This window comes from Streptococcus sp. 27098_8_148 (assembly GCF_041432105.1).
Classification (GTDB): Bacteria; Bacillota; Bacilli; order Lactobacillales; family Streptococcaceae; genus Streptococcus; species Streptococcus parasanguinis_AE.
In genome coordinates, this window is the sequence record NZ_JAPVYY010000005.1 from 1 (window position 1) to 23,457 (window position 23,457).

At 44.0% G+C, this 23,457-nt stretch carries 22 protein-coding genes; 18 read left to right on the forward strand and 4 right to left on the reverse strand.

Features of this window, described 5'->3' with window-relative positions; genetic code table 11:
* Window positions 1-11: 11 nt before the first annotated feature.
* Both O3646_RS05345 and gdhA read right to left on the reverse strand, forming a co-directional pair.
* Complete coding sequence (locus tag O3646_RS05345) at window positions 12-329, reverse strand: hypothetical protein (RefSeq protein WP_003013440.1); 318 nt, start codon at window positions 327-329, stop codon at window positions 12-14.
* Window positions 330-607: 278 nt separating this feature from the next.
* Window positions 608-1,954, reverse strand: a complete 1,347-nt coding sequence (gdhA, locus tag O3646_RS05350) for an NADP-specific glutamate dehydrogenase (protein ID WP_003004977.1) — start codon at window positions 1,952-1,954, stop codon at window positions 608-610.
* Between the two features lie 299 nt (window positions 1,955-2,253).
* On the opposite strand from gdhA, the gene O3646_RS05355 reads away from it, so the two are divergent.
* The 16 genes from O3646_RS05355 (at window position 2,254) to O3646_RS05430 (ending at window position 20,203) form a co-directional block, all read left to right on the forward strand.
* The gene (locus O3646_RS05355) at window positions 2,254-3,189 is read left to right on the forward strand and encodes a dihydroorotate oxidase (protein WP_155170235.1); all 936 of its coding nucleotides are present in this window, start codon (window positions 2,254-2,256) and stop codon (window positions 3,187-3,189) included.
* 124 nt (window positions 3,190-3,313) lie between these two features.
* Window positions 3,314-3,670 carry a helicase BlpT gene (locus tag O3646_RS05360; protein ID WP_151378950.1) on the forward strand — a complete coding sequence of 119 codons (357 nt, stop codon included), beginning with the start codon at window positions 3,314-3,316 and terminating at the stop codon, window positions 3,668-3,670.
* 273 nt (window positions 3,671-3,943) lie between these two features.
* Entirely contained in the window at window positions 3,944-4,879 is a 936-nt protein-coding gene (gene msrB / locus O3646_RS05365) for a peptide-methionine (R)-S-oxide reductase MsrB (RefSeq protein WP_155170231.1), read from the forward strand.
* A 378-nt stretch (window positions 4,880-5,257) separates the two neighbouring features.
* Window positions 5,258-5,971, forward strand: a complete 714-nt coding sequence (locus O3646_RS05370) for a CPBP family intramembrane glutamic endopeptidase (RefSeq protein WP_155170229.1) — start codon at window positions 5,258-5,260, stop codon at window positions 5,969-5,971.
* A gap of 159 nt (window positions 5,972-6,130) precedes the next feature.
* The gene (locus O3646_RS05375; protein ID WP_155170228.1) at window positions 6,131-7,474 is read left to right on the forward strand and encodes a CapA family protein; all 1,344 of its coding nucleotides are present in this window, start codon (window positions 6,131-6,133) and stop codon (window positions 7,472-7,474) included.
* Window positions 7,475-7,477: 3 nt separating this feature from the next.
* Complete coding sequence (locus tag O3646_RS05380) at window positions 7,478-9,142, forward strand: hypothetical protein (RefSeq protein ID WP_371605513.1); 1,665 nt, start codon at window positions 7,478-7,480, stop codon at window positions 9,140-9,142.
* A gap of 22 nt (window positions 9,143-9,164) precedes the next feature.
* Entirely contained in the window at window positions 9,165-9,881 is a 717-nt protein-coding gene (locus tag O3646_RS05385) for a DUF554 domain-containing protein (RefSeq protein ID WP_371610648.1), read from the forward strand.
* A 458-nt stretch (window positions 9,882-10,339) separates the two neighbouring features.
* Window positions 10,340-10,918 (forward strand): HD family hydrolase, encoded by a 579-nt coding sequence (locus tag O3646_RS05390; RefSeq protein ID WP_371605557.1) that lies wholly within the window; start codon window positions 10,340-10,342, stop codon window positions 10,916-10,918.
* 136 nt (window positions 10,919-11,054) lie between these two features.
* Window positions 11,055-11,903 carry an HAD family hydrolase gene (locus tag O3646_RS05395; protein ID WP_371605514.1) on the forward strand — a complete coding sequence of 283 codons (849 nt, stop codon included), beginning with the start codon at window positions 11,055-11,057 and terminating at the stop codon, window positions 11,901-11,903.
* Complete coding sequence (locus tag O3646_RS05400) at window positions 11,904-12,536, forward strand: SGNH/GDSL hydrolase family protein (RefSeq protein ID WP_155124640.1); 633 nt, start codon at window positions 11,904-11,906, stop codon at window positions 12,534-12,536.
* A 420-nt stretch (window positions 12,537-12,956) separates the two neighbouring features.
* Complete coding sequence (locus tag O3646_RS05405; protein WP_003005519.1) at window positions 12,957-13,352, forward strand: CopY/TcrY family copper transport repressor; 396 nt, start codon at window positions 12,957-12,959, stop codon at window positions 13,350-13,352.
* 18 nt (window positions 13,353-13,370) lie between these two features.
* Window positions 13,371-13,742, forward strand: a complete 372-nt coding sequence (locus tag O3646_RS05410; protein WP_002901455.1) for a cupredoxin domain-containing protein — start codon at window positions 13,371-13,373, stop codon at window positions 13,740-13,742.
* A 10-nt stretch (window positions 13,743-13,752) separates the two neighbouring features.
* Window positions 13,753-15,975 carry a heavy metal translocating P-type ATPase gene (locus tag O3646_RS05415; protein ID WP_371610649.1) on the forward strand — a complete coding sequence of 741 codons (2,223 nt, stop codon included), beginning with the start codon at window positions 13,753-13,755 and terminating at the stop codon, window positions 15,973-15,975.
* Between the two features lie 348 nt (window positions 15,976-16,323).
* Complete coding sequence (gene spxB, locus O3646_RS05420; protein WP_003005687.1) at window positions 16,324-18,099, forward strand: pyruvate oxidase; 1,776 nt, start codon at window positions 16,324-16,326, stop codon at window positions 18,097-18,099.
* A 108-nt stretch (window positions 18,100-18,207) separates the two neighbouring features.
* Window positions 18,208-18,555: a VOC family protein gene (locus O3646_RS05425; RefSeq protein ID WP_003005063.1), complete on the forward strand. Its 348-nt coding sequence runs from the start codon at window positions 18,208-18,210 to the stop codon at window positions 18,553-18,555.
* Window positions 18,556-18,763: 208 nt separating this feature from the next.
* Entirely contained in the window at window positions 18,764-20,203 is a 1,440-nt protein-coding gene (locus O3646_RS05430; RefSeq protein WP_003005649.1) for a 6-phospho-beta-glucosidase, read from the forward strand.
* A 114-nt stretch (window positions 20,204-20,317) separates the two neighbouring features.
* Here O3646_RS05430 and O3646_RS05435 read toward each other — a convergent pair whose 3' ends face one another.
* Window positions 20,318-20,851, reverse strand: coding sequence for a hypothetical protein (locus O3646_RS05435; RefSeq protein WP_371610650.1), 534 nt, complete (start codon window positions 20,849-20,851; stop codon window positions 20,318-20,320).
* A gap of 203 nt (window positions 20,852-21,054) precedes the next feature.
* Here O3646_RS05435 and O3646_RS05440 point away from each other — a divergent pair, with 203 nt between their 5' ends.
* A complete protein-coding gene (locus O3646_RS05440) occupies window positions 21,055-21,744 on the forward strand; it encodes a response regulator transcription factor (RefSeq protein ID WP_037615952.1) in 690 nt (229 codons plus the stop codon).
* Window positions 21,744-22,631: a sensor histidine kinase KdpD gene (locus O3646_RS05445; protein ID WP_049471878.1), complete on the forward strand. Its 888-nt coding sequence runs from the start codon at window positions 21,744-21,746 to the stop codon at window positions 22,629-22,631. Before O3646_RS05440 ends, O3646_RS05445 begins: the two co-directional genes overlap by 1 nt.
* A gap of 20 nt (window positions 22,632-22,651) precedes the next feature.
* On the opposite strand, the gene O3646_RS05450 is transcribed toward O3646_RS05445, so the two are convergent.
* Window positions 22,652-23,404 carry an ABC transporter permease gene (locus O3646_RS05450; protein ID WP_006595651.1) on the reverse strand — a complete coding sequence of 251 codons (753 nt, stop codon included), beginning with the start codon at window positions 23,402-23,404 and terminating at the stop codon, window positions 22,652-22,654.
* Window positions 23,405-23,457: the final 53 nt, after the last annotated feature.

The following is a 23,457-nucleotide window of genomic DNA, read 5'->3' on the forward strand; positions in this document are numbered from 1 at the left end:
TCTTTTTTGGTCTATTTTAAGTGGCAGTATTTGAAATCCAGCTTTTTAATCTGGTCCCAATTTTTTCGAGCATCTGGTGGCAAGACGATGAGTTGCTTGCGCAGCATAGTCGTGATTTCAAGATTTAAGGATTCGATCGGGAGGGCAATGGCTACGGAACTTTTTGCCCTTTGGATCTTGTCCATGCAACATTCAATATGATGGCAAGCTGCGCCGGTCTGTGATTGACGGCTAGCTGCGATTTCTTGTCGCATATTGGAGAGTAATTGGACCAATTCAGACTTAAGGAATTCGATCGTATCTGATTTTTCTTGAGCTAAAAGAAACATAAGCACACCTCCTTTTGCTATAGTTTAATACTAATTTATTAAAAATGCAAGGGGGTAAAGTAAAAAAAATAAAATTTTTTTAGAAAAAGATACAGAAAAAGAGAGGGCTTACATCTCCCCACTACAGAAGGTCGAACCCCTTGTCTTAAAAATGGCTTTTCTCCCTTGGTCGGGTTGACTTGATAGAGGTCGGTAGCTACAAAAAAACTCCTGAAACATACTGGTTTCAGGAGTTGAGAGGCTTTGACCCGAAGGTCTCAAAGAAAAATATCGATTGATTATACAAGACCTTGTGCAATCATCGCATTTGCGACATTTTCAAAGGCAGCGATGTTGGCACCTGCAAGGTAATCTTTACCAAGACCGTAAGTTTCTGCAGTTGTTTTAGCAGTGTTGAAGATGTTGGTCATGATGTCTTTCAAACGTCCGTCCACTTCTTCGCGTGTCCATGAAAGACGTTGGCTGTTTTGGCTCATTTCAAGAGCAGATACAGCAACCCCACCAGCATTAGCTGCTTTAGCAGGTCCGTAAAGGATACCATTTTCTTTGTATACGTTGATGGCATCGATGTTACTTGGCATGTTTGCTCCTTCAGAGACAACTTTCACACCTTGAGCGACCAAACGTTTTGCAGCATCGCCATCGATTTCATTTTGAGTTGCACATGGAAGAGCGATGTCATAGTTACCAGCATAAGTCCATACAGAACCTTCGTAGTAAGTAGCAGTTGGTTTTTCAGCAGCGTATTCAGTCAAACGTGCACGACGTTTTTCTTTGACGTCTGTAAGAAGGTCGAAGTCAATACCGTTTTCGTCGATCACGTAACCGTTTGAGTCAGATACAGAGATAACAGTTGCACCAAGTTCAGTTGCTTTTTGAAGAGCGTATTGAGCAACGTTACCAGAACCTGAGATCACGACTTTCTTACCAGCAAAGCTGTCGCCGTTTGCTTTGAGCATTTCTTCAGTGTAGTAAACCAAACCATAACCAGTTGCTTCTGGACGGATCAAGCTACCACCGAAACCAAGAGGTTTACCAGTCAAGACACCAGCATCAAATTGGCGAAGGCGTTTGTATTGACCGTAAAGGTATCCGATTTCACGTCCACCAACCCCGATATCACCAGCTGGGACATCAAGAGAAGGACCGATATGTTTTTGCAATTCCGTCATGAAGCTTTGGCAGAAACGCATCACTTCAGCGTCTGTTTTTCCTTTAGGATCGAAGTCAGATCCACCTTTACCACCACCGATAGGAAGACCAGTCAAGACGTTTTTGAAGATTTGTTCGAAACCGAGGAATTTTAAGATCCCTTGGTTAACAGTTGGGTGGAAACGAAGACCACCTTTGTAAGGACCTACAGCAGAGTTGAATTGAACACGGTAACCACGGTTTACTTGGATGTTTCCTTCACGGTCAACCCAAGGAACACGGAAAGAAATTACGCGTTCAGGTTCTGTAATACGAGCCAAAATGTTTTCTTCGATGTATTCAGGATGTTTTTCAAAAACAGGTTCCAAAGTGCTGAGGAACTCTTCAACAGCTTGAAGGAATTCAGCTTCGTGGCCATTACGAGCTTTTACAGTTTCGAAGGTGCTTTGGATATATTCTTTAGCAGTTGTCATGTTAATTCTCCTTTGTGAATGAAACGAAAACCAGCAAACCCGCTAGGGGAGTGGTTTTGAGACAGTTGACAAACAATGTCATGTTTTTTTACATGGATCATTATAGCAGACTTTTTTTGGCTTGTAAAGAAAAAAGTTGAATTTTCTGAAAATTTTATCACTAGTAGGAAAGTCCGAATGTTTGGAAGAATTTTTAGCTTTGATTGTCCGGAAGCTTCCAAGTGATGGTATAATGAAAGAAGAAAATAGAGAGCATCCCGAACGATTCTGTTGGTGGTGTTTCAAAAAAGGAGTACAAGATGGTATCGACAAAGACGCAAATTGCTGGTTTTGAATTTGACAACTGCTTGATGAATGCGGCAGGTGTAGCCTGTATGACCACTGAGGAATTAGAAGAAGTGAAGAACTCAGCTGCTGGGACCTTTGTGACCAAGACAGCGACCTTAGAATTCCGTGCTGGTAATCCAGAGCCACGCTACCAAGATGTGCCGCTTGGTTCGATCAATTCGATGGGGCTACCTAACCAAGGGTTGGACTATTATTTGAATTACTTATTAGAGTTGCAAGAAACGGATCCTGACCGGACTTTCTTCTTATCTCTCGTCGGCATGTCTCCTGAAGAGACCCATACCATCTTGAAAAAGGTGCAAGACAGTGACTTTAAAGGTTTGACAGAATTGAACCTATCTTGCCCCAATGTCCCTGGGAAACCTCAGATCGCCTATGATTTTGATACGACAGATCGGATCTTGTCTGAGGTCTTTGCCTATTTCACCAAACCTCTAGGGATCAAGTTGCCACCTTATTTTGATATCGTTCATTTTGATCAAGCAGCAGCGATCTTTAACAAATACCCGCTCAAGTTTGTCAACTGCGTCAACTCAATCGGAAATGGCCTCTACATTGAGGATGAATCCGTGGTGATCCGTCCGAAGAACGGATTTGGTGGGATTGGTGGTGAATACATCAAACCAACGGCACTCGCCAATGTCCATGCCTTTTACCAACGTCTGAATCCAGAAATTCAGATTGTGGGGACTGGGGGAGTCTTGACTGGTCGCGATGCCTTTGAGCATATCCTTTGTGGGGCTAGTATGGTGCAAATCGGAACGACGTTGCATAAAGAAGGAGTAGGAGCTTTTGAACGCATCACTGCGGAGCTCATAGTCATCATGGAAGAAAAAGGATATCAAAGTCTGGAAGACTTCCGTGGGAAATTGCACTACATTGACTAATCATTCGAAAAGAACTTCCTCAAGTGGAAACTTGGGGAAGTTTTTTATGGTTTCTCGTCAAGAGAGAACATTCTGTTCCTAGTTTTAGGAATTTTCTATTTTTATAGAGAGAAAAAGGTGTACAATAGAGGTGCAAAGGAAGGTGATTTCTATGGAAGAAAGGGACGTGATTCAAGAGGCAAGGACGAAGATCACCCTTCTTCAAACAGCCTTTTCTAAAGGATTCACTCCCAGTCCAGATGCCCTTCGATTTCGAGAAAATCTAGATCAGATGTTGAAAGGTTTACGAAAGGCTAGGCGGGTAGACAATCGTCTGTTGATTGAGATGGAAAAGTTTTATCAGACCGCCAGTCTATTGATTGGTCTGGGTGGGCTAGCTTTGAACGAAGAGGCCTTTCAAGCTTGGCGAGCTTATGATCACTGGCATTACGAGGTTGTGAAGCCTCAGTTACAGGTCTATGGACCGACGGTAGTTTTATAGTTGATGTGCCTTGAGTTTGTCTACAGATATTCAGAGGAGGTGTTGGTCATGGTAGTCCTTCATGATTTTCTACATCAGTTAACCCTATCGTTTTGGAACTTCTATTACTCGCTCTTTTTCTTATTTGAAAAATAAGAAGGATTGAATCCCTTTTACATATAGTAGAAGGGATTTTTGATGCAGAATCCTTGAAAATCTGAGGCTCTTGGATTATGATGGAGCTAATAGATAAGAAGCGTTCCTTGTGGGGAATGCAGGAAGCGAGGAAAAAAGATGGCAGAGATTTATCTAGCAGGTGGCTGTTTTTGGGGCTTAGAGGAATATTTTTCACGGATCCCCGGTGTAGAAGAGACGACGGTGGGCTATGCCAATGGCCAGGTAGAAACGACCAACTACCAACTGATCAAGGAAACGGATCATGCAGAAACTGTTCAGGTCATCTACGATCCAGATAAAATCACCCTACGAGCGATTCTGCTCTACTATTTCCGGGTGATCGATCCCCTGTCCATTAACAAGCAGGGAAATGATCGAGGCCGCCAATATCGGACTGGTGTTTATTACCTAGATGAGGCAGATCGTGAAGTGATCGCCCACCTGTTTGCTGAAGAAGAGAAGCAACTGGGCCGCAAAATTGCGGTTGAGTTGGAACCCTTGCGCCACTACATCCTAGCTGAGGACTACCACCAAGACTACCTCAAGAAGAATCCTGGAGGCTATTGCCATATCGATGTGACGGATGCTGAGCAGCCCTTGATTGATCCGTCAGCCTATCAGAAGCCAGATCAAGAAACCTTAAAGGCGAAACTGACAGCAGAACAGTACCAAGTCACCCAAGAAAGTGCGACGGAACGCCCGTTCCACAATGCCTATGATCAGACCTTTGAAGAGGGGATCTATGTGGATATTACGACGGGGGAGCCTCTCTTCTTTGCCAAGGATAAGTTTGCATCTGGCTGCGGATGGCCAAGTTTCTCCCGTCCCATTGCCAAAGATGTCGTCCACTATTACCAGGACCATAGCCATGGAATGGAGCGGATCGAAGTTCGTTCCCGCTCGGGCAATGCCCATCTCGGCCATGTCTTCACCGATGGACCCAAAGACCAAGGTGGCCTTCGCTATTGCATCAATTCGGCCTCTTTGCGCTTTATTCCAAAAGAAGAGATGGAGCAAGAAGGCTATGGTTATTTGTTAAAAGCATTGAGATAATAGAAAAAGCATCTTAGAAACTTTCCTTAGGTGAGTACGGACGTCAGCGAACTTCGAAGAAGTTCCATGACTTTGTTTTGAACCTAAGGTTTCAAAACTCCCGAGTGCCTGAAACATCACTGTTTCAGGCACTTTTCTCACAGCGGAAAGTTTCAGTAGATGCTTGCACCAGTTGAAAATCGTGATGATGTTTTCCGGCGGTTTACTGCAGATGATTTATGTCAAAAAGTTCCTCTGCATTCTAAGGGGAGGAAGCCTCTTTTATAAATTTTAGAAACGAAAGAAAAACTAAAATATAGTGTTCTCAATAAAGGTAATCTATGCTATAATAAATATCATTTTCATGAAATTCCAAATTAAAAAAGTAGAGATGAAATTATGAAATATTTGAAACATACGATTGCCTTGCTATGTTTTTCCTTTATGGCTTTATTTGTTGTAGTAATGGCTGCGATAAAAATTACAACCTTATTCAGTGGGAGCATTACCATCTTTTATAGTATCCAGCTAGCTCTTGAGGTGTTGCTGAGTCTTGGGATCATCCTCTGGATGAAACGGGAAAAACTTCCGATAACGTTTACCGCTTCAAAATGGAAGTGGTCTTATCTGATTTACTTTTTCCTTATTTTCCTTTTAAATATGATGACGATGTGGATTGCTACAATATTTCAAAACTATATTGTTCCCGCACCAAATGATTTATTACCTAGACTACCAGATTCAGTGTTTTTGAAGGGAACTGGTATAGTAGTTTTTTTGAAATTCGTTCAGTCTATTATGACTGGTCCAATTTTGGAAGAACTACTTTGCCGTGCCTATGTGATGAATGCCTTTTTTAAAAATAGTCGCTTTCATTTAGATGTATTAGTATCAGCTCTGCTTTTTTCAGGGCTTCATCTTGCGTTTGTGTTTCGCGATCCGATCTCCTTCCTGCTCTTTTTTGTTGGAGGGGTATTCTTAGCAGAAATTTATAAAAAACACAGGGATCTACGATTGGTTATCCTCTTGCATGCTTTTTACAACTTTTTACCTTACTGGAAACCAATTTGGATCTTCGTCTACAATTATATCTACTGGCATTTTTTGGTGTGACAAGTCTATTGTTTCAGTAGTAAATCATTTAGAAGTTCTGTTTTGCAGAACTTTTTTTCTCCTCTGGAAATTTGTGATACAATGAAGAGAAAGTATTTCAATGACAGCTCAATTTGTTGGCGGATCATTGGAGAAACTAGGTACGAAGAAGAGGTAGGAATGTTAGAGAAGTGGGAGAATGTGAAAGGGATCATCAAAAAGATGGGGAAAGAGCTATCGGCAGCCTTTGACTGGGCTTTTGATCGTCTCTTTTCAAGGATTCAGCTGACCAATGAACAGTTTATCTATGTGCTCTTGTCTGTCGTTTTTATCGTGGCCAATGCCATCTTATGGGTGCAAAAGTTCCAAGGCTTTCCGATCACCGCAACCGAATGGCCAGAGGTTGTGTACAAGGCAAAAACACCGGCTGATCAGATTCCTCATACAGCGCGGATCATGGCCAATGGAGATCAGCTCTATCATGATTTGGTCTATATGAGCGCGCAAAAAGAAGATGGGACCTATGATTTTCATGAAAATTATGAGTATGTCAAACCCTGGCTACAAAAGGCGGATCTGGTCTTGGGCGATTTTGAGGGAACCATTAACCCCAATTACTATTTGTCAGGTTATCCCCTCTTTAATGCGCCGAGCGAAGTCGTACCAGCCATCAAGGATGCTGGTTATGATGTCATGGATTTGGGACACAACCACATCCTGGATTCAGGTCTAGAAGGGGTCTATTCGACAGCCAAAGCCTTTGAAGATGTAGGCATCACCCCTGTCGGTGTCTACACGCATGAAAAGAGAGGCCAGGCCCCCTTGGTGATCAAGGAAGTGAATGGCATCAAGATTGCTATTCTAGCCTACGCTTATGGGTTTAATGGAATGGAAACGACCCTTACTCCAGAGGAGCAAGCAGATGTCTTGTCTGATCTGGATGAAGAGCGGATGAAGGCGGAGATCCAAAAGGCGGAGCAAGAGGCTGATATTACTATCGTCATGCCCCAGATGGGAATTGAGTACCAGTTGGAGCCAACAGAAGAGCAAAAAGAACTCTACCACAAGATGGTTTCTTGGGGAGCTGATATCGTCTTTGGTGGGCATCCCCATGTTGTAGAGCCTGCTGAAGTGGTCAATAAAGATGGTCAAAACAAGCTTATCATCTACTCGATGGGGAATTTCCTGTCCAATCAGCGTCTGGAAACTATGGGAGATGTGGAGACTGCCCAATGGACAGAGCGAGGGGTCTTGATGGATGTGACCATCGAAAAGGTTGGTCGCAAGACAAAGATCAAGACAGCTACTGCTCATCCAACCTGGGTCAGTCGGACTCCGAAGGGCACCTATTCTCCTGAAGGCTATGACTTGTACAAGTACCAGACCTATATCTTGGAAGATTTTATCCAGGGTGGCAAATACCGCAACAAGCTGGATGAGGAGACCAAGGAGAGAGTGGACACGGCCTACCGAGAAATGAAGGAACATGTTCACTTGGACTGGCCTCAGAGTGGAAAGGAATAGAGCATGGAAGGAAATGTGAACTGGATCCTGCTTGGGATCCTAGGATTGATCGTGGTGATTTGGGCAACCAAATTTCTTACGGCCATCCGTCTCAAGCAAAAGCTGAAGAAGGCTTGGGATGGAGCGCCTTTCTTTCGCAAGAAAGATACAGAAGAAAGTTTGATAGACAGCCTGGCTTATCCGGCTAAGGGAAAGACGATCGATAGCCAAGTGGATGATCAGACCTGGCATGATTTGGCTTTGGATTCGGTCTTTGATCAGCTCAACTATACCCAATCGAGCCTTGGGGCAGAAGCTCTCTATCAAAACATGCGCCTGCTGGAATTCCAGCTTCAGGACCAGCTTCATGACTTAGAAGCCTTCTTTGAAGAGCATCCGGATTTGCGCCTCAAGGTCCAGGTCATTTTCAACCAACTGGGCAAGAAGAACCACAACATGGCGCGTAGCATTGTCGCAAATCCCGGCAAGCGTTATGCAGGTTTGCCCCTCTATCTAGCCTTGGCCTGCCTTCCTATTCTCTGTCTCTTTGCCATCCCCTTTGAGCCAGTCGGGGCCATTACCCTCTTGGTGATCAGTGTGGTCTTTAATATCGTCTTTTCGAGTTTGCGCAATTGGTCCAATAGAATCCGTCTGGACAATGTTAGCTATCTGGTCCGCATCTTTGCTTCGGCAGAACGCTTGAGCCATCTAGCCTTGCCACAACAAGAAGAACTCAAGCAGGCAGTCAAACCCTTTAAGAAAACGCGGATCCTTGCCAGTGTCTTACAGAGTCCAACGGGGACCTCTGAGATGGAAATTATTCTCCTCTACATCAACGTCCTCTTTTTACTCCCGCAGATCGCTCAGGTTTATATTTACAATCAGGTGAAGACTCATCAAAAAGAGGCCCAGAAGCTTCTGGATCTCCTAGGAGAGATGGAAGTCGCCATTAGTCTCTTGCGCCACAAGCGAGACCTAGAAGTGGTCTGCCAGCCAGTCTTTACGGAAACGGGTGGCATTGAGGGTGAGACGCTCTATCATCCCTTGCTGTCTAATCCGATTGCGAATGATGTGCATTTTCAAAAAAACATGGTCATCAGTGGGGACAATGCGTCCGGGAAATCGACCTATTTGAAAACTGTCGCCATCAATGCCATTCTGGCTCAAGGATTAGGCTTTGCCTATGGTGAAAGATTGGCTCTTCCCTATGGTCATGTCCTAACGGCTATGGATGTGAGTGATGACATTGAAGTTGGAGATAGCTACTTTATCACGGAGAGCAAAGCTATTTTGCGCATGATTCAGCATCTGAAAAAGCCTGGTTTTCACTACTTCTTTATTGACGAGCTCTTTAAGGGGACCAATACCATCGAGCGGATCGGATCAGGCCTTGGGATTGTCCGCTGGTTAGCTGCTCAAAACTGCCTCTACATGATTTCCAGTCATGATATTGAGCTGGTCGCAGCTTCTGGTGAGGTCAATGATAATTACCATTTTGACAGTCGTTATGTGGATGGCAAGATCGTCTTTGACTACCAGATCAAGCCAGGGTCAGCCGTGACCAAGAATGCGGTCAATACCCTAGAAAGTCTGCATTATCCAGAGGCGATCACGCAAACAGCCAAGGACTTGATTGACCAGTATGAAGAGACGGGACACTGGTCTTTGAAAGAAATTGAAAAAGAATGAAAATAAACGAAGGAGTTTGTAAATGATCGGTTTAGGGACCTTCTATAATGCCTTAGGGGTCGTATTTGGTGGGCTTTTAGGATTGCTCATCGGTCAACGTTTGTCAGAAGATTTTCATGAGACCCTTCTGAAAGTGACGGGTGTTGCTGTTTTTGTCTTGGGCATTGCAGGGACCTTGGAAAAGATGCTGGTGGTGCATGGAAGTCATGTGGAAAGTCACGGCAGTATGATGTTGATTCTGAGTCTAGTGATCGGGACCGTTATCGGGGAACTCTTGAAGATTGAGGAAGGCTTTGAGCGTCTGGGAACCTGGCTGAAGGAAAAGACGGGCAACCAAGGCGATACTAGTTTTGTTGATGCCTTTATGACCACGGCCTTGACCATTTGTATTGGGGCTATGGCAGTGGTCGGAGCTGTCCAGGATGGCCTGACAGGCGACACCTCGACCTTGTTGGCCAAGGCTATTCTCGATATAGTTATCGTTTTGGTCTTGACCGTTTCAAAAGGAAAGGGCGCGATCTTTGCGGTGGTTCCACTCGTGATCCTTCAAGGTTTGATCACGCTGTTGGCCCATTTGATCGCACCGATCATGACTCCGCAAGCCCTTTCGAATCTGTCCCTAGTTGGCTCTAGCCTCATTCTCTGTGTAGGGATCAATCTCATCTGGGGCAAACGAATCAAGGTCGCCAATCTCCTTCCAGCAGTGCTGATTGCCATTATTTGGGCCTTTGTTGGCTAAAAAAGAGAAGCTAACCAGGAGCTTCAGATTTAAGACAAAGTCATATCAAAAACTTTCCTTAGGTGAGTACGGACGTCAGCGAACTTCGTAGAAGTTCCATGACTAATTATTGAGCCTAAGGTCTCAATAATTCCGAGTGCCTGAAACGTATTGTTTCAGGCACTTTTCTCACAGCGGAAAGTTTTTGTATTTTCTTGATTCATTCTAAAAATAGGAACTCATTTTTACTTACTTTTAGAATCGATTAACATATTTTACTTTAAAATAGTTTGTCTCATTCTAAAGTTAACCGGTAAAGACTGGTTAGCTTTTTTGCTTGCCCTTGTAGTCTTGTTAGAAAAATGAAGGTGATCCGGAAAAGAGGGACATTTTCTTTTTGCAAATACGGGAATTCATTTATGGAAAACCTGATTTTTGGTATGATAATCGTAATTTCGAATAGGAAGGTTGGAGTCGCCATGAGTGATTTGAATCAGACAGTTGAATTTATTAAAGAAATCGAGAAATTAAAGTCAGTAACAAGGTTTAATAGAACCCTTGATGGACGGTTTGAAAATAGTGCCGAGCATTCTTGGCAGGGTGCGATCGCTGCGATGGTTCTGCAAGATTATTATCCTGAAAAATTGAATATGGAAAAGGTTATGTTTCTGTTGTTGATTCATGATTTAGGTGAGATTAATGCTGGAGATACTTGGGTGTTTGACGATGAAAAAAAGGTTCATGCTCATGATAGAGAGTTCGCATCTATAGAAAAAACAATGAGCCTCCTTCCAGAAGCAACATATGTGAATATGAAAAATTCGTGGTTGGAGTTTGAAAAAGGGCAGAGTCCTGAGGCAAGATATGCAAGAGTGATTGACGCATTGGTACCACTGATCAATCACTTGGAAGTATCAGAAGTCAATTATAATCCTGATCATATCCGTTCAGAGATGGTATTAGAAAAGAAAAAGTTCATAAAAAGTGAATCGGAAGAATTATGGAAACTGACAGAAGAGTTAATTCAGGAAAGTGTAGAAAAGGGCTTGTATTTATAAGATCCTTTGGCCATCAGTAGGAACCTTCAGTCCAAGAGGAAGCCACCTGTTTTCACGGGTGGTTTTGACTTGCTTGATCTGTGGTATAATGGAAACAGATAATTTGCACCCTTTGAAAGGGAAAAGGTTAGATTGTATGATTAAGTTGATTGCAACAGATATGGATGGGACCTTATTAGATGAGCGAGGAGAGGTGGATCTTCCGCGCCTGGAAAGGCTTTTGGACCACTTGGATCAAAAAGGGATTCGCTTTGTCATTGCGACGGGAAATGAAATCCATCGCATGCGCCAGCTCTTGGGTCCTTTGGTCAAGCGGGTGACCCTGGTCGTCGCCAACGGAGCTCGGATTTTTGAGAATGACCAGATGGTTCTAGGAAAATTCTGGGATCGGGAATTGGTGGAGGCGGTTCTTGCTTATTTTAAGGGCCGGGAAATTTCAGATCAGTTGGTTGTATCAGCTGTCAATGGTGGCTTTGTCAAGGAAGGCACGGTCTTTACAGAAGTTGAAAAATTCATGCAGCCGGAAGTGATTGAAGCCTTGTACAAGCGAATGAAGTTTGTTCCGGAATTGACAGCCGATTTGTTTGACCAGGTGCTTAAAATGAGCTTGGTGGTTGGCTTGGATCGTCTTGATCAAGTGAGTCAGGAAGTCCAACAGGCTTTTGGAGATCAGCTGATGGCGGTTTCGAGCGGTTTCGGGAGCATGGATCTCTTACAAGCAGGCATTCACAAGGCTTGGGGACTGGCTCAATTAATGGAGAAATGGCAGCTTGATGCTAGTCAGGTCATGGCCTTTGGGGATAGTGGAAACGACATCGAAATGCTTGAAATGGCTGGTCACTCCTATGCGGTGGCCAATGCAGAAAGAGCTGTCAAGGCTGTTGCCAAACACCTAGCACCGAGCCATCAAGAAGGCGGTGTCTACCAGGTGATCGAAGAGTACCTAGGACTGACCCCCTGGGAACAAGTGAAAGGACAGAAGTAGATGGCGGTACAACTGTTAGAAGACTGGCTCTTAAAGGAGCAGGAGAAAATTATAACAACCTATCAGGAGCTCAATCAAGCCCCTCTGAAAGAGCCTGGTTTGATCTTTATCGGAGACTCCATTGTGGAATATTTCCCCATTCATGAACTATTACAAAGTCCCAAACACATGGTCAATCGAGGAGTACGAGGCTATAAGACGGATCTTCTTCGTAAACATCTAGACGCCCATGTCTTTGGAACGGCGGTGGATCAGATCTTTCTCTTGATCGGGACCAATGATATCGGAAAAGAAATTCCTCAAAAGGAAACCCTAGACAATGTAGAAGCGGTCTTACAAGCAATTATGCGGGACTTTCCGCTGACCCACATCAACCTGATCTCGGTTTTACCGGTGAGTCAAGAAGAGCGCTACAAACAAAAGGTCTATGTGCGGACCAATGAAAAAATTCAGGCCCTCAACCAGGCCTATCGCGAATTGGCCCAGGCCTACCACCAGGTCAGCTATATTGATGTGTATTCGTCTTTATTGGATGAAAAGAGGCAGTTGGCAGAAGCCTATACGACAGATGGCCTCCATTTAAATGTAGCCGGTTACCGCATCCTAGCCCAAGCTCTGCAGGAGACATTATAGAGACAAAAATAGGAGCGAAAAAAGCCCAATCAGACAAATCTTCAAAGAAAAATTTCAGATCGAAGATAAAGTCTTCTTAAAAACTTTCCTTAGGTGAGTACGGACGTCAGCGAACTTCTTTGAAGTTCCATGACTTAGTTTTGGACCTAAGGTTCCAAAACTCCCGAGTGCTAGAAACAATAGTGTTTCTAGCACTTTTCTCACGGCGGAAAGTTTCAGGAAATATTTGAATGGTTCTTATAATTGATATCAATTCTATTTCTTTTTAGATTTCCTTAGATGATTTTTTGTAAAAACAGATTGTCACCCTTCCTCTATTTCCAAGAGGAAAATTTTTTGTCTTTTTGGTTGACAAATGTAAATCTTAGGAGTAGAATAGCATCATAAGATTTACAAATGTAGATTTAGAAAGGAGAAGCCATGCAAATTTCCAATGCGGAATGGCGCATCATGAAGATTATCTGGATGGAAGGCAAGCAGACCAGCACGGATTTGATCGCCGTCTTGTCCGAGCGCTTTGACTGGTCGAAGTCGACCATCAAGACCCTCTTGACGCGCTTGGTGGAGAAAGGCTGTCTGACCAGAGAAAAATCTGGCAAAGCCTTTGTCTACTCGGCTTTGTTGAAGCAGGACCAAAGTTTAGACTTGGTGGTTGAGGATGTGAAAGACAAGGTTTGCTCAAAAAGAATTGTCCAGGTGCTTGAAAACTTGATTCAGGAGAGTGACTTTACGCTTGCAGATCTTAATCAGCTGCAGCAGGTCCTGGAAGAAAAGAAAGCAGAGGCTGTCGAAACAGTCCCTTGCAATTGTATGTAATAGAAAGAAGGAAATTCCATGTTTGGATTGTTAATTAGTATTGTTTGTTTACTTGTGGTTGCTTTTATTGCTTGGTGGTTCTTTGCAGAGCATGAAAAGGTAAGCGGCCACGCTCGTCAGAAATCAGGTTATCAAGAAATTGAAGTCGAAGTTATGGGGGGCTATTCGCCTGAAACCATTGTCCTGAAAAAGAATGTTCCAGCCCGGATCATCTTTAATCGCAAGGATCCATCTTCATGTCTGGCTCAAGTGATCTTTCCAGATTTTGGCGTTCATGAAGATTTGCCTTTAGGTGAAAAACATGTCATTGAAATTACGCCAGAAAAAGCGGGCGAATATGGGTATTCATGTGGAATGAACATGATGCATGGTCACATGATTGTGGAATAAAGGAGTAGGTATGGTAGAAAAACAAAAAGCAGTTGTGGAAAACGGAGTGCAAAAGATCCGTATTACAGCAGAAAAAGGCTATAGTCCAAAGGAATTTCAACTTCAAAAAGGGATCCCTGCTGAAATCACCTTCCATCGGGTCAATCCTTCCGGCTGTTACAAGGAAATTTTGTTTGAAGATCAGGGGATTTTAGAGCCTTTGGAAGTCGGTGTGGATAAGGTCATATCTTTTACCCCGACAGAAACAGGGGACTTCGAGTTTTCATGTGGAATGAAGATGCAAAAGGGTTCCTACACGGTTGTGGAAAAACGCCGTCGTGTCTTAGGTTTACTGGGTCGCTTTTGGATTACTAGTATCTTTACCCTTCTCTTATTGATCTTGATGATCGGGATGATGGCAGGATTTGTATCCCATCCAGTCAGTCGCTGGGGGACTTTTCTAGCGACAACGCCGATTATGCTAGTGGCAGGAGTTCCTTTTATCAAGAGTGCCTGGGCCTCATTTAAGAAGCACCATTCCAATATGGATACCTTGGTAGCTCTGGGAACCCTGGTAGCCTATGTCTATAGTGTATTTGCCCTTTTTACTGGTCAGCCAGTATACTTTGAGGCTGCGGGTTTTATCATCTTCTTTATCCTCTTAGGGCAAATCTTTGAGGAACGGATGCGTAACAATGCCTCCGAGGCTGTGGAAAAGTTGTTGGATTTGCAGGCAAAAACGGCTCAAGTTCTCCGTGATGGGAACTATGTCGAGGTGGCGGCAGAAGATATCCAAATTGATGACTTGATTCGGGTCCGTCCTGGGGAAAAGATCGCGGTTGATGGGACGATTGTAGAAGGAAGTACGACCATTGATGAGTCGATGGTGACAGGTGAAAGCTTGCCTGTGGAAAAATCAGTTGGTGATGCAGTTATCGGCTCCACTATCAACAGCAATGGGACCATTCTCTTTAAGGCTGAAAAAGTCGGTAGTGAGACCCTCTTATCTCAAATTGTGGACTTTGTCAAAATGGCCCAATCCAGTCGTGCTCCTATTCAAGATTTGACGGATAAGATTTCAGGTATCTTTGTTCCAGTGGTGACGATTTTGGCCATTGCGACTTTCTGGGTTTGGTCCGTGCTTCTGGGTGCGTCGCTTCAAGAGGCCATGCTCTACGCAGTCTCTGTCCTCATTATTGCCTGTCCTTGTGCCCTTGGTTTAGCAACCCCAACAGCTCTGATGGTCGGAACCGGCCGTAGTGCCAAGATGGGGGTTCTGATTAAAAATGGAACAGTTCTTCAAGAAGTGCAAAAGATTCAAACCGTTGTGTTTGATAAGACAGGGACTATTACCATTGGCCAACCACTTGTAACCGATGTTGTAGGAGATGAAGCGCGTGTCTTGACACTGGCTGCTAGTCTTGAAACTTTTTCAGAACATCCCCTAGCGCAAGCGGTTTTATCACGAGCAGAAGAAAAAGGTTTGGTGCTAACCCCTGTGGAAAACTTCCAAGCGATTGAAGGAAAAGGGGTCCAAGGTCAGATCGACCAGCAGTTGGTGACCTTGGGAAATGGCAAACTTCATGACGGGACAGCGATGGATCCGGAGCTTGAAAAACGGATGGTAGAGTTGCAAGAGCAGGCCAAAACAGTGATCAGTTTGTCTGTGGATGGGCAAGTGATTGGCTTGATTGCCATTCAAGATGCTCCGAAGGCCAGCTCAAAAGAAGCGATCAAAAAGCTCAAAGAACGGGGCTTGAAAACGGTCATGTTAACAGGGGATAATGAACGGGTGGCCCAAGCTATTGCTAAGCAAGTGGGAATTGACACCGTGATTGCTGATGTCCTTCCTCAAGAAAAAGCCAGCGCCATCCAAAAACTGCAAGAAAGTAGTAAGGTAGCCTTTGTTGGAGATGGGATCAATGATGCTCCAGCTCTCTCGATCGCGGATGTGGGGATCGCTATGGGATCTGGAACGGATATTGCGATCGAGTCCGGTGGCATCGTGCTCACGCAAAATGATTTGCTTGGCGTTGTGCGCGCCTTTGACATGAGTCAAAAGACCTTCCGCCGGATCTTGCTCAATCTATTCTGGGCCTCTATCTACAATATCCTTGGGATTCCAATTGCTGCTGGAGTCTTTGTAGGACTGGGATTGACCCTCAATCCAGAACTAGCAGGTCTTGCCATGGCCCTTAGTTCTTTGTCTGTTTTGACTAGCTCTCTGCTCCTCAATGTCGCGAAGATTGATTAAAGAAAATAAGAAGTGGTACAGAATTCTGTATCACTCTTTTTCTCTTTTTCCTAGAACGACAAGGAAAAGGGATAGGTATAAAACTATAGTAAAATACCCTATTGTAGGATAGTTTGTGAAAATTTCTCAAAAAGAGGATCTGTTATGGAATAGGGATTGAGCATCTCTGAGCAGATCCTTATACATGTGAATCTCTTTGTGATAAATTAATACTGTAATCGTTTTGTAAATCGTTTTCATGAGAAAAGTCAGAAAAAACTCATTTTCAAGGCGAGATGATCGCAAAGATGAAGTAGAAGCGCTATGCTGCATTTTAAGGGATCAAAATAGAATTAAAGGAGAGTTAGAATGACTCAAGGGAAAATTACTGCATCTGCAGCAATGCTTAATGTATTGAAAACATGGGGTGTAGATACGATCTACGGTATCCCATCTGGAACACTTAGCTCACTGATGGACGCTTTGGCTGAAGACAAAGATATCCGTTTCTTGCAAGTTCGTCACGAAGAAACTGGTGCTCTTGCAGCGGTTATGCAAGCTAAATTTGGTGGCTCTATCGGGGTTGCAGTTGGTTCAGGTGGACCTGGTGCGACTCACTTGATCAATGGTGTTTACGATGCAGCGATGGATAACACTCCATTCCTTGCTATCCTTGGATCACGTCCAGTTAACGAATTGAACTTGGATGCCTTCCAAGAATTGAACCAAAACCCAATGTACAACGGTATCGCTGTTTACAACAAACGTGTAGCTTACGCAGAACAATTACCAAAAGTAATCGACGAAGCTTGCCGTGCTGCCGTTTCTAAAAAAGGTCCAGCCGTTGTTGAAATTCCAGTAAACTTTGGTTTCCAAGAAATCGACGAAAACTCTTACTACGGATCAGGTTCTTATGAACGTCACTTTATCGCTCCTGCCTTGAACGAAGTGGAAATCGATAAAGCAGTTGAAATTTTGAACAATGCTGAACGCCCAGTGATCTACGCTGGTTTCGGTGGAGTTGGTGCGGGTGATGTGATCACTGAATTGTCTCGTAAAATTAAAGCACCAATCATTACAACTGGTAAAAACTTCGAGGCCTTCGAATGGAACTACGAAGGTTTGACAGGTTCTGCATACCGTGTTGGTTGGAAACCAGCCAACGAAGTGGTCTTTGAAGCAGACACTGTTCTTTTCCTTGGTTCAAACTTCCCATTTGCTGAAGTTTACGAAGCATTCAAGAACACTGAAAAATTCATCCAAGTGGATATTGACCCTTACAAACTTGGTAAACGTCACGCCCTTGACGCTTCAATCCTTGGTGACGCAGGTCAAGCAGCGAAAGCAATCCTTGACAAAGTGAACCCAGTTGAGTCTACTCCATGGTGGCGTGCAAACGTTAAGAACAACCAAAACTGGCGTGATTACATGAACAAACTCGAAGGTAAAACTGAGGGTGAATTGCAATTGTATCAAGTTTACAATGCTATTAACAAATACGCTGACGAAGATGCTATCTACTCAATCGACGTCGGTGACACTACTCAAACATCTACTCGTCACCTTCACATGACACCTAAGAACATGTGGCGTACATCTCCACTCTTTGCGACAATGGGTATCGCCCTTCCTGGTGGTATCGCTGCTAAGAAAGACAATCCAGATCGCCAAGTATGGAACATCATGGGTGACGGTGCATTCAACATGTGCTACCCAGACGTTATCACAAACGTTCAATACGATCTTCCAGTTATCAACGTTGTCTTCTCAAATGGTAAATATGCCTTCATCAAGGACAAATACGAAGACACAAACAAACACTTGTTTGGTTGTGACTTCCCTAATGCTGACTATGCGAAAATCGCTGAAGCGCAAGGTGCTGTAGGATTTACAGTTGACCGTATCGAAGACATCGATGCAGTCGTTGCAGAAGCTGTTAAATTGAACAAAGAAGGTAAAACTGTTGTGATCGATGCTCGCATCACTCAACACCGTCCACTTCCAGTAGAAGTTCTTGAGTTGGATCCAAAACAACACTCAGAAGAAGCCATCAAAGCCTTCAAGGAAAAATACGAAGCTGAAGAGCTTGTACCATTCCGCCTCTTCTTGGAAGAAGAAGGATTGCAATCACGCGCAATTAAATAATTCCTCTCGCCGAAAATCAAAAGTAAACAGTGTAGATTTTATGCATTGATTTTCTTAGAGGGAAACTTAAAAGATCGGAGCAATCCGGTCTTTTTATGGAGATAGTAAATGAATTTAAATCAAATAGATATCATCGTTTCAAATGTTCCCCAAGTCTGTGCTGACTTGGAGCATATCTTGGATAAAAAGGCAGATTATGCTGATGATAGTTTTGCTCAGTTCACGATTGGCAGTCATTGTCTAATGTTATCCCAAAATCATTTGATTCCTTTGGAAGATTTTCAGTCAGGAATCATTCTTCATATCGAGGTTGAGGATCTAAATCAGAACTACCAACGGTTGAAAGATCTTGGTATCCAGGTTTTAAACGGACCAGCTGTAACAGATTGGGGAACAGAAAGTCTGCTAGTTGAAGGCCCTGCCGGTCTAGTCATTGATTTTTATCGTATGAAATAGGATGCTTAGTCATTTGAAGTTAACCATAATTATTCTTAAAACAGAATATGAGAATATGAACTATTAAAAGATCGGAGTCATCCGATCTTTTTGTGTTGCATGAAAGCGATAGTTACCTTAGAATAGGTTCGGTTTTTCCTAGGATCTTGTAAGACTTTTGGGTTAGAGAGGGGTATAATAGAACTATCCAATCAAGTGAGGTAAAGTGATGACCGACAAACTTCAATTTCCAGATGGTTTCCTTTGGGGTGGTGCGACGGCTGCTAACCAGTGTGAGGGAGCTTATAATAAAGATGGCCGTGGCTTGGCCAATGTGGATGTGGTACCGATTGGGCCTGATCGTCATGCGATTATTACGGGTCAGAAAAAGATGTTTGACTTTGAAGAGGGCTATTTTTACCCGGCTAAAGATGGCATTGATATGTACCATCGCTACAAGGAAGACATTGCCCTCTTTGGGGAAATGGGCTTTAAAACCTATCGCTTGTCCATTGCCTGGTCTCGGATCTTCCCAAAAGGGGATGAACTGGAGCCGAATGAAGCGGGTCTACAGTTCTATGAAGACCTCTTTAAGGAGTGCCACAAGTATGGTATTGAACCCTTGGTGACCATTACCCACTTTGACTGCCCCATGCATTTGATTACAGAGTATGGAGGGTGGCGTAGTCGCAAGATGTTGGAATGTTATGAACGTCTCTGCCGAACCCTCTTCACTCGCTATAAGGGATTGGTCAACTACTGGCTGACCTTCAATGAAATCAATATGATCCTTCATGCGCCTTTTATGGGAGCGGGGCTCTGCTTTGAAGAAGGGGAGAATGAAGAGCAAGTCAAATACCAGGCAGCTCACCATGAGTTGGTTGCTTCAGCCATTGCCACCAAGCTAGCCCATGAGATTGATCCGAACAACAAGGTCGGCTGTATGTTGGCAGCAGGACCAAACTATCCTCATACCTGTGCTCCGCGAGATGTCTGGGCTGGTCTAGAAGAAGACCGCAAGAACTATTTCTTCATCGATGTGCAGGCGCGTGGGGAATACCCAAACTATGCTAAGAAAGAGTGGGAGCGTCAGGGAATCACGGTTGAGATGACCGAGCAGGACCTGCAATTATTGAAAGAGCATACGGTGGACTTTATTTCATTCTCCTATTATGCTAGTAGGGTCGCTTCAGGGGATCCAGCTGAAAGGGAGAAAACAGCGGGCAATATCTTTGCCTCTCTGAAGAACCCTTACCTAGAAAGCTCGGAATGGGGTTGGCAGATTGACCCTCTTGGTCTCCGCATTACCCTCAATACTATCTGGGATCGTTATCAAAAGCCCATGTTTATCGTGGAAAATGGATTAGGGGCAGTTGATACACCAAATGAAGCCGGGGAGATTGAGGATGATTACCGGATTGACTACCTGGCTGCCCATGTCAAGGCCATGCGAGATGCCATCCATGAAGACGGCGTCGTCCTCTGGGGCTATACGACTTGGGGCTGTATTGACCTGGTCTCTGCCGGGACTGGAGAAATGAAGAAGCGCTACGGCTTTATCTATGTCGATCGGGACAACGAAGGGAAAGGAACTTTAGCCCGCTCACGGAAGAAATCCTTCTATTGGTACAAAGAAGTCATTGCGACAAATGGAGCCTCTGTTGAATAAAAGTTTTCGGTACTTGCTGGCCGACTCTCTCCTATAAACTAAAAAGCTTAGAATCCCTACCACAAGCTGGGGTCCTAAGCTTTTTGTATGTAGCTAAGGCAAGTCCTTACTGATTTACTGGTCGTAGTCTAAGACATTGTTCTCGATGACAAACTTAGATTCAGCGGAAATGCTGGCTTCTCCTAGTTGCAACTGAGAACTTTCGTCTGGTTTCATGATGTGCCACTGACCGTCCTTGTGGGCAAAGATAGCCTGAAATGTGACGTTATCACTCTTGTTTCGAATAGGTAGAACAAATGCTTGATCAGTATTCTCTAAGAGAATCTCTTCTTTTTTTTCAAAGTTATAGATATAAAACTGCCCAGTTCTTTGTCCCAAACCATGAAGTTCATCGGCTTTTTGCCAATTCTCAAACTTATTCCGAACAAGGGATTCATTATAAATCTTGTTGAAGGTTTCGTTCCGTTTCTTCGTTTCTTCCTCGTCTAGTGTTTTCTGAAACTCTGCAACCTTATTAGTCGTTTGAATGGTTTGTCTGTTTTGCTCCCTGATTTGCTGGCGGTGGATAACTCGCATCATTCTTGCAGCAACGCCCAGGATGACGAGGATGGATACAAGGCTGATTTTAGTTTTGGCGTTATTTTTCATAGATGATTCTCCCTATTCTATCATTGGTCCTATTATACCCTTTGAAAGAAAGGATAGTCAAGTTCATCTTGTGATGACCTAACATGCAGATTTGCAGGGGTACTATAGGATTTTATCAGATTTTCATTGACGAAGGTCCCTTTATTTGATAGGCTAGAGGAATAGAAATGATTTGGAGTTCAAAGGAAAAAGGAGTGAGGCAAGTGGCACGGGTTTTATTAATCGAGGATAATAATGATATCCAAGAAATTTTATACAGTCTCTTAGGTGAAGAACATGAGGTCCTTCAGGCTTTTTCAGGTACAGAAGGGCTGCGGGTCTTCCAGCAAGAAGCCATTGATTTGGTCCTTCTCGATATCATGCTTCCTGGGAAAAATGGGGATCAGGTCCTGGAGGAGATCCGTTTGCAGGGTCAGGTGCCAGTCATCATGATGACCGCTCTTGGAGACAAACACCTCATTAGCCAGTATCTCCTTGCAGGTGCTAATGATTATATCGTCAAGCCCTTTAATCTGGACGAAGTGGCAGCTCGGGTAACGGTGCAGCTGAGAAATAACAACACTCCGGCACAGGAACCTCCATCATCGAAAAAGCTGACTTTTAAAAATCTGGTCCTGAACCCAGAAACCTTTGAACTGGAATCTGGAGAACAGACGCTTCGCTTGGGCAAAAAAGAATTTCAAATTTTTGAGACCTTACTGGCGCATCCAAAGAAGATTTTTACCAAGGAAGAGTTGTATGAAGCAGTCTGGGAAGAAGTTTATCTGCCTGGAGACAATACGCTCAATGCCCAGTTGAGCAACCTCCGAAAGAAAATTGCTCAGCTCGATCCAGATGAGGACTATATTGAAACCGTCTGGGGCTTGGGAGTTCGCTTGAAAGGAGACAAGTAATGTGGGGATTGGTTCTAGTTCTAGTCGTCCTTGTCCTTCTCTTGGGACTAGGTTACCTTCGCCTACTCTCTGCCCTCAAAGATTTGCAGGAGCAAATTCAAAAGAAGCTCCAAAATGGGAGTGGGGTACGGTTGACCTCTCAGGTCTCAAAAAAAGAATTGGTCGCCTTGACCAAGCAGGTCAGTGATCTGTTTGAACAGATCGAGCGGACCAATCGGATTGCCTTTCAAGAGAAGAAAACCTTGGATATGGCCATCAGTAATATTGCTCACGATATCCGGACGCCTTTGACCATTGCTTCGGGCTATACCCAACAAATCATCAAAGGAGGGACGCAAGAAGAGGAAAAGCTGAAGAAAATTGCTTCCAATCTTCAAGTTGTCTCCAAACGCTTGGAATCTCTCTTGGAGTACAGACGCTTGATGGAGGGAGCCATCCTGCCTCGGATTTCAGACGTTCATCTCAGCCAAGTGCTAACCCAGCAGTTATTCCAGTATTATGATAGCTTGTCTGAGGCGGGGATTGCCTTAGAGGTAGAGCTAGAAGAGCATCTCCATTATGCTACCGATCCTGAGCTTTGGGAGCGCCTCTTGCAAAATATGCTCAGCAATGTCCTCAAGCATGGAAAGGAGCAGGCCCGTTTGACCTTGACCTCAGACGCGGACACGATTCGAGTCGAGCTGCGCAATATTGTGCAACAACCGATCCAGCACTTAGACCAATTGGCTAGTCGATTCTACTCTGAAAATCTCTCGGATACAGAAGAGTCATCTGGCTTGGGTCTCTATATCATTCAAAATTTTGTAGAGATCTTAGGCGGGGACTTGCAACTGGCAACGGAGGCAGACTGGTTTATCTTGACCATTACACTAAGAAAAAAGGCTTGAGCACTGCTCAAGTCTTTTTGTTATAAATCTTTGTGTTTAAAAGTAGCCAGTCCTAGGAAGCCGAAAACAAGGATGAATCCAAGGGCGATCGAGAGGGTGTTGGTTGTTGCTGTTGTGCTCTGTACCATGGAATATTGGAATTCCAAGTTTAGATAGTGGAGAATATCAATATCTTTAAGGAAGAGCGCAGGAAGGCTTAAGAGGATATTTCCAATGAAGTAGCCAACGAAGGCCAAGGTGATGGATTGGCTGGCATAAAGAAGGAAGGAAATGATGCTGACCCAAGCCAAGGTGGAAAGGAACTGAATCAGCACGGTCAGTCCAAAATGAGCAAGGAAGTGCTCTGGCATGGTGCCAAGTCCATTGTAGAGCGTCGCGATCAAGAAGACGAGACCATAAGAAACAAGAAATTGGAAGAGAGCAATGGTCAGAACAACGGCGCTTTTGGCAAAGTAGTAACTGGTGCGCGAAACGCCATAGGCCAGACTATTCTTGTATAAGTTTTGCGTTAAGTCTGTTCCCAGGACCAAGGTGATGACAATAATGGTAAAGAGGATAGTCACACTGATGCTGGAAGAGTAGTTGGTCAAAGCTTTAAAGCCTGTCCAAACTTCGGTCGCTTGGGGCAATTTGGATTCCGTATTGACGCCGACGTGGCCAGTAGCTCCAAAGATGACTCCAGACAGGATGTTGAGAACGAGAATGGCTTCTGTAATCCAAAAACCTTTGGAGCGAAAAAGTCTGTAAAAATCTGCTTGAATGGTATGCAACATGATAAATCTCCTAAATGAAATATGTGGGATAGGTAATAGAGGAAGACGGTGAT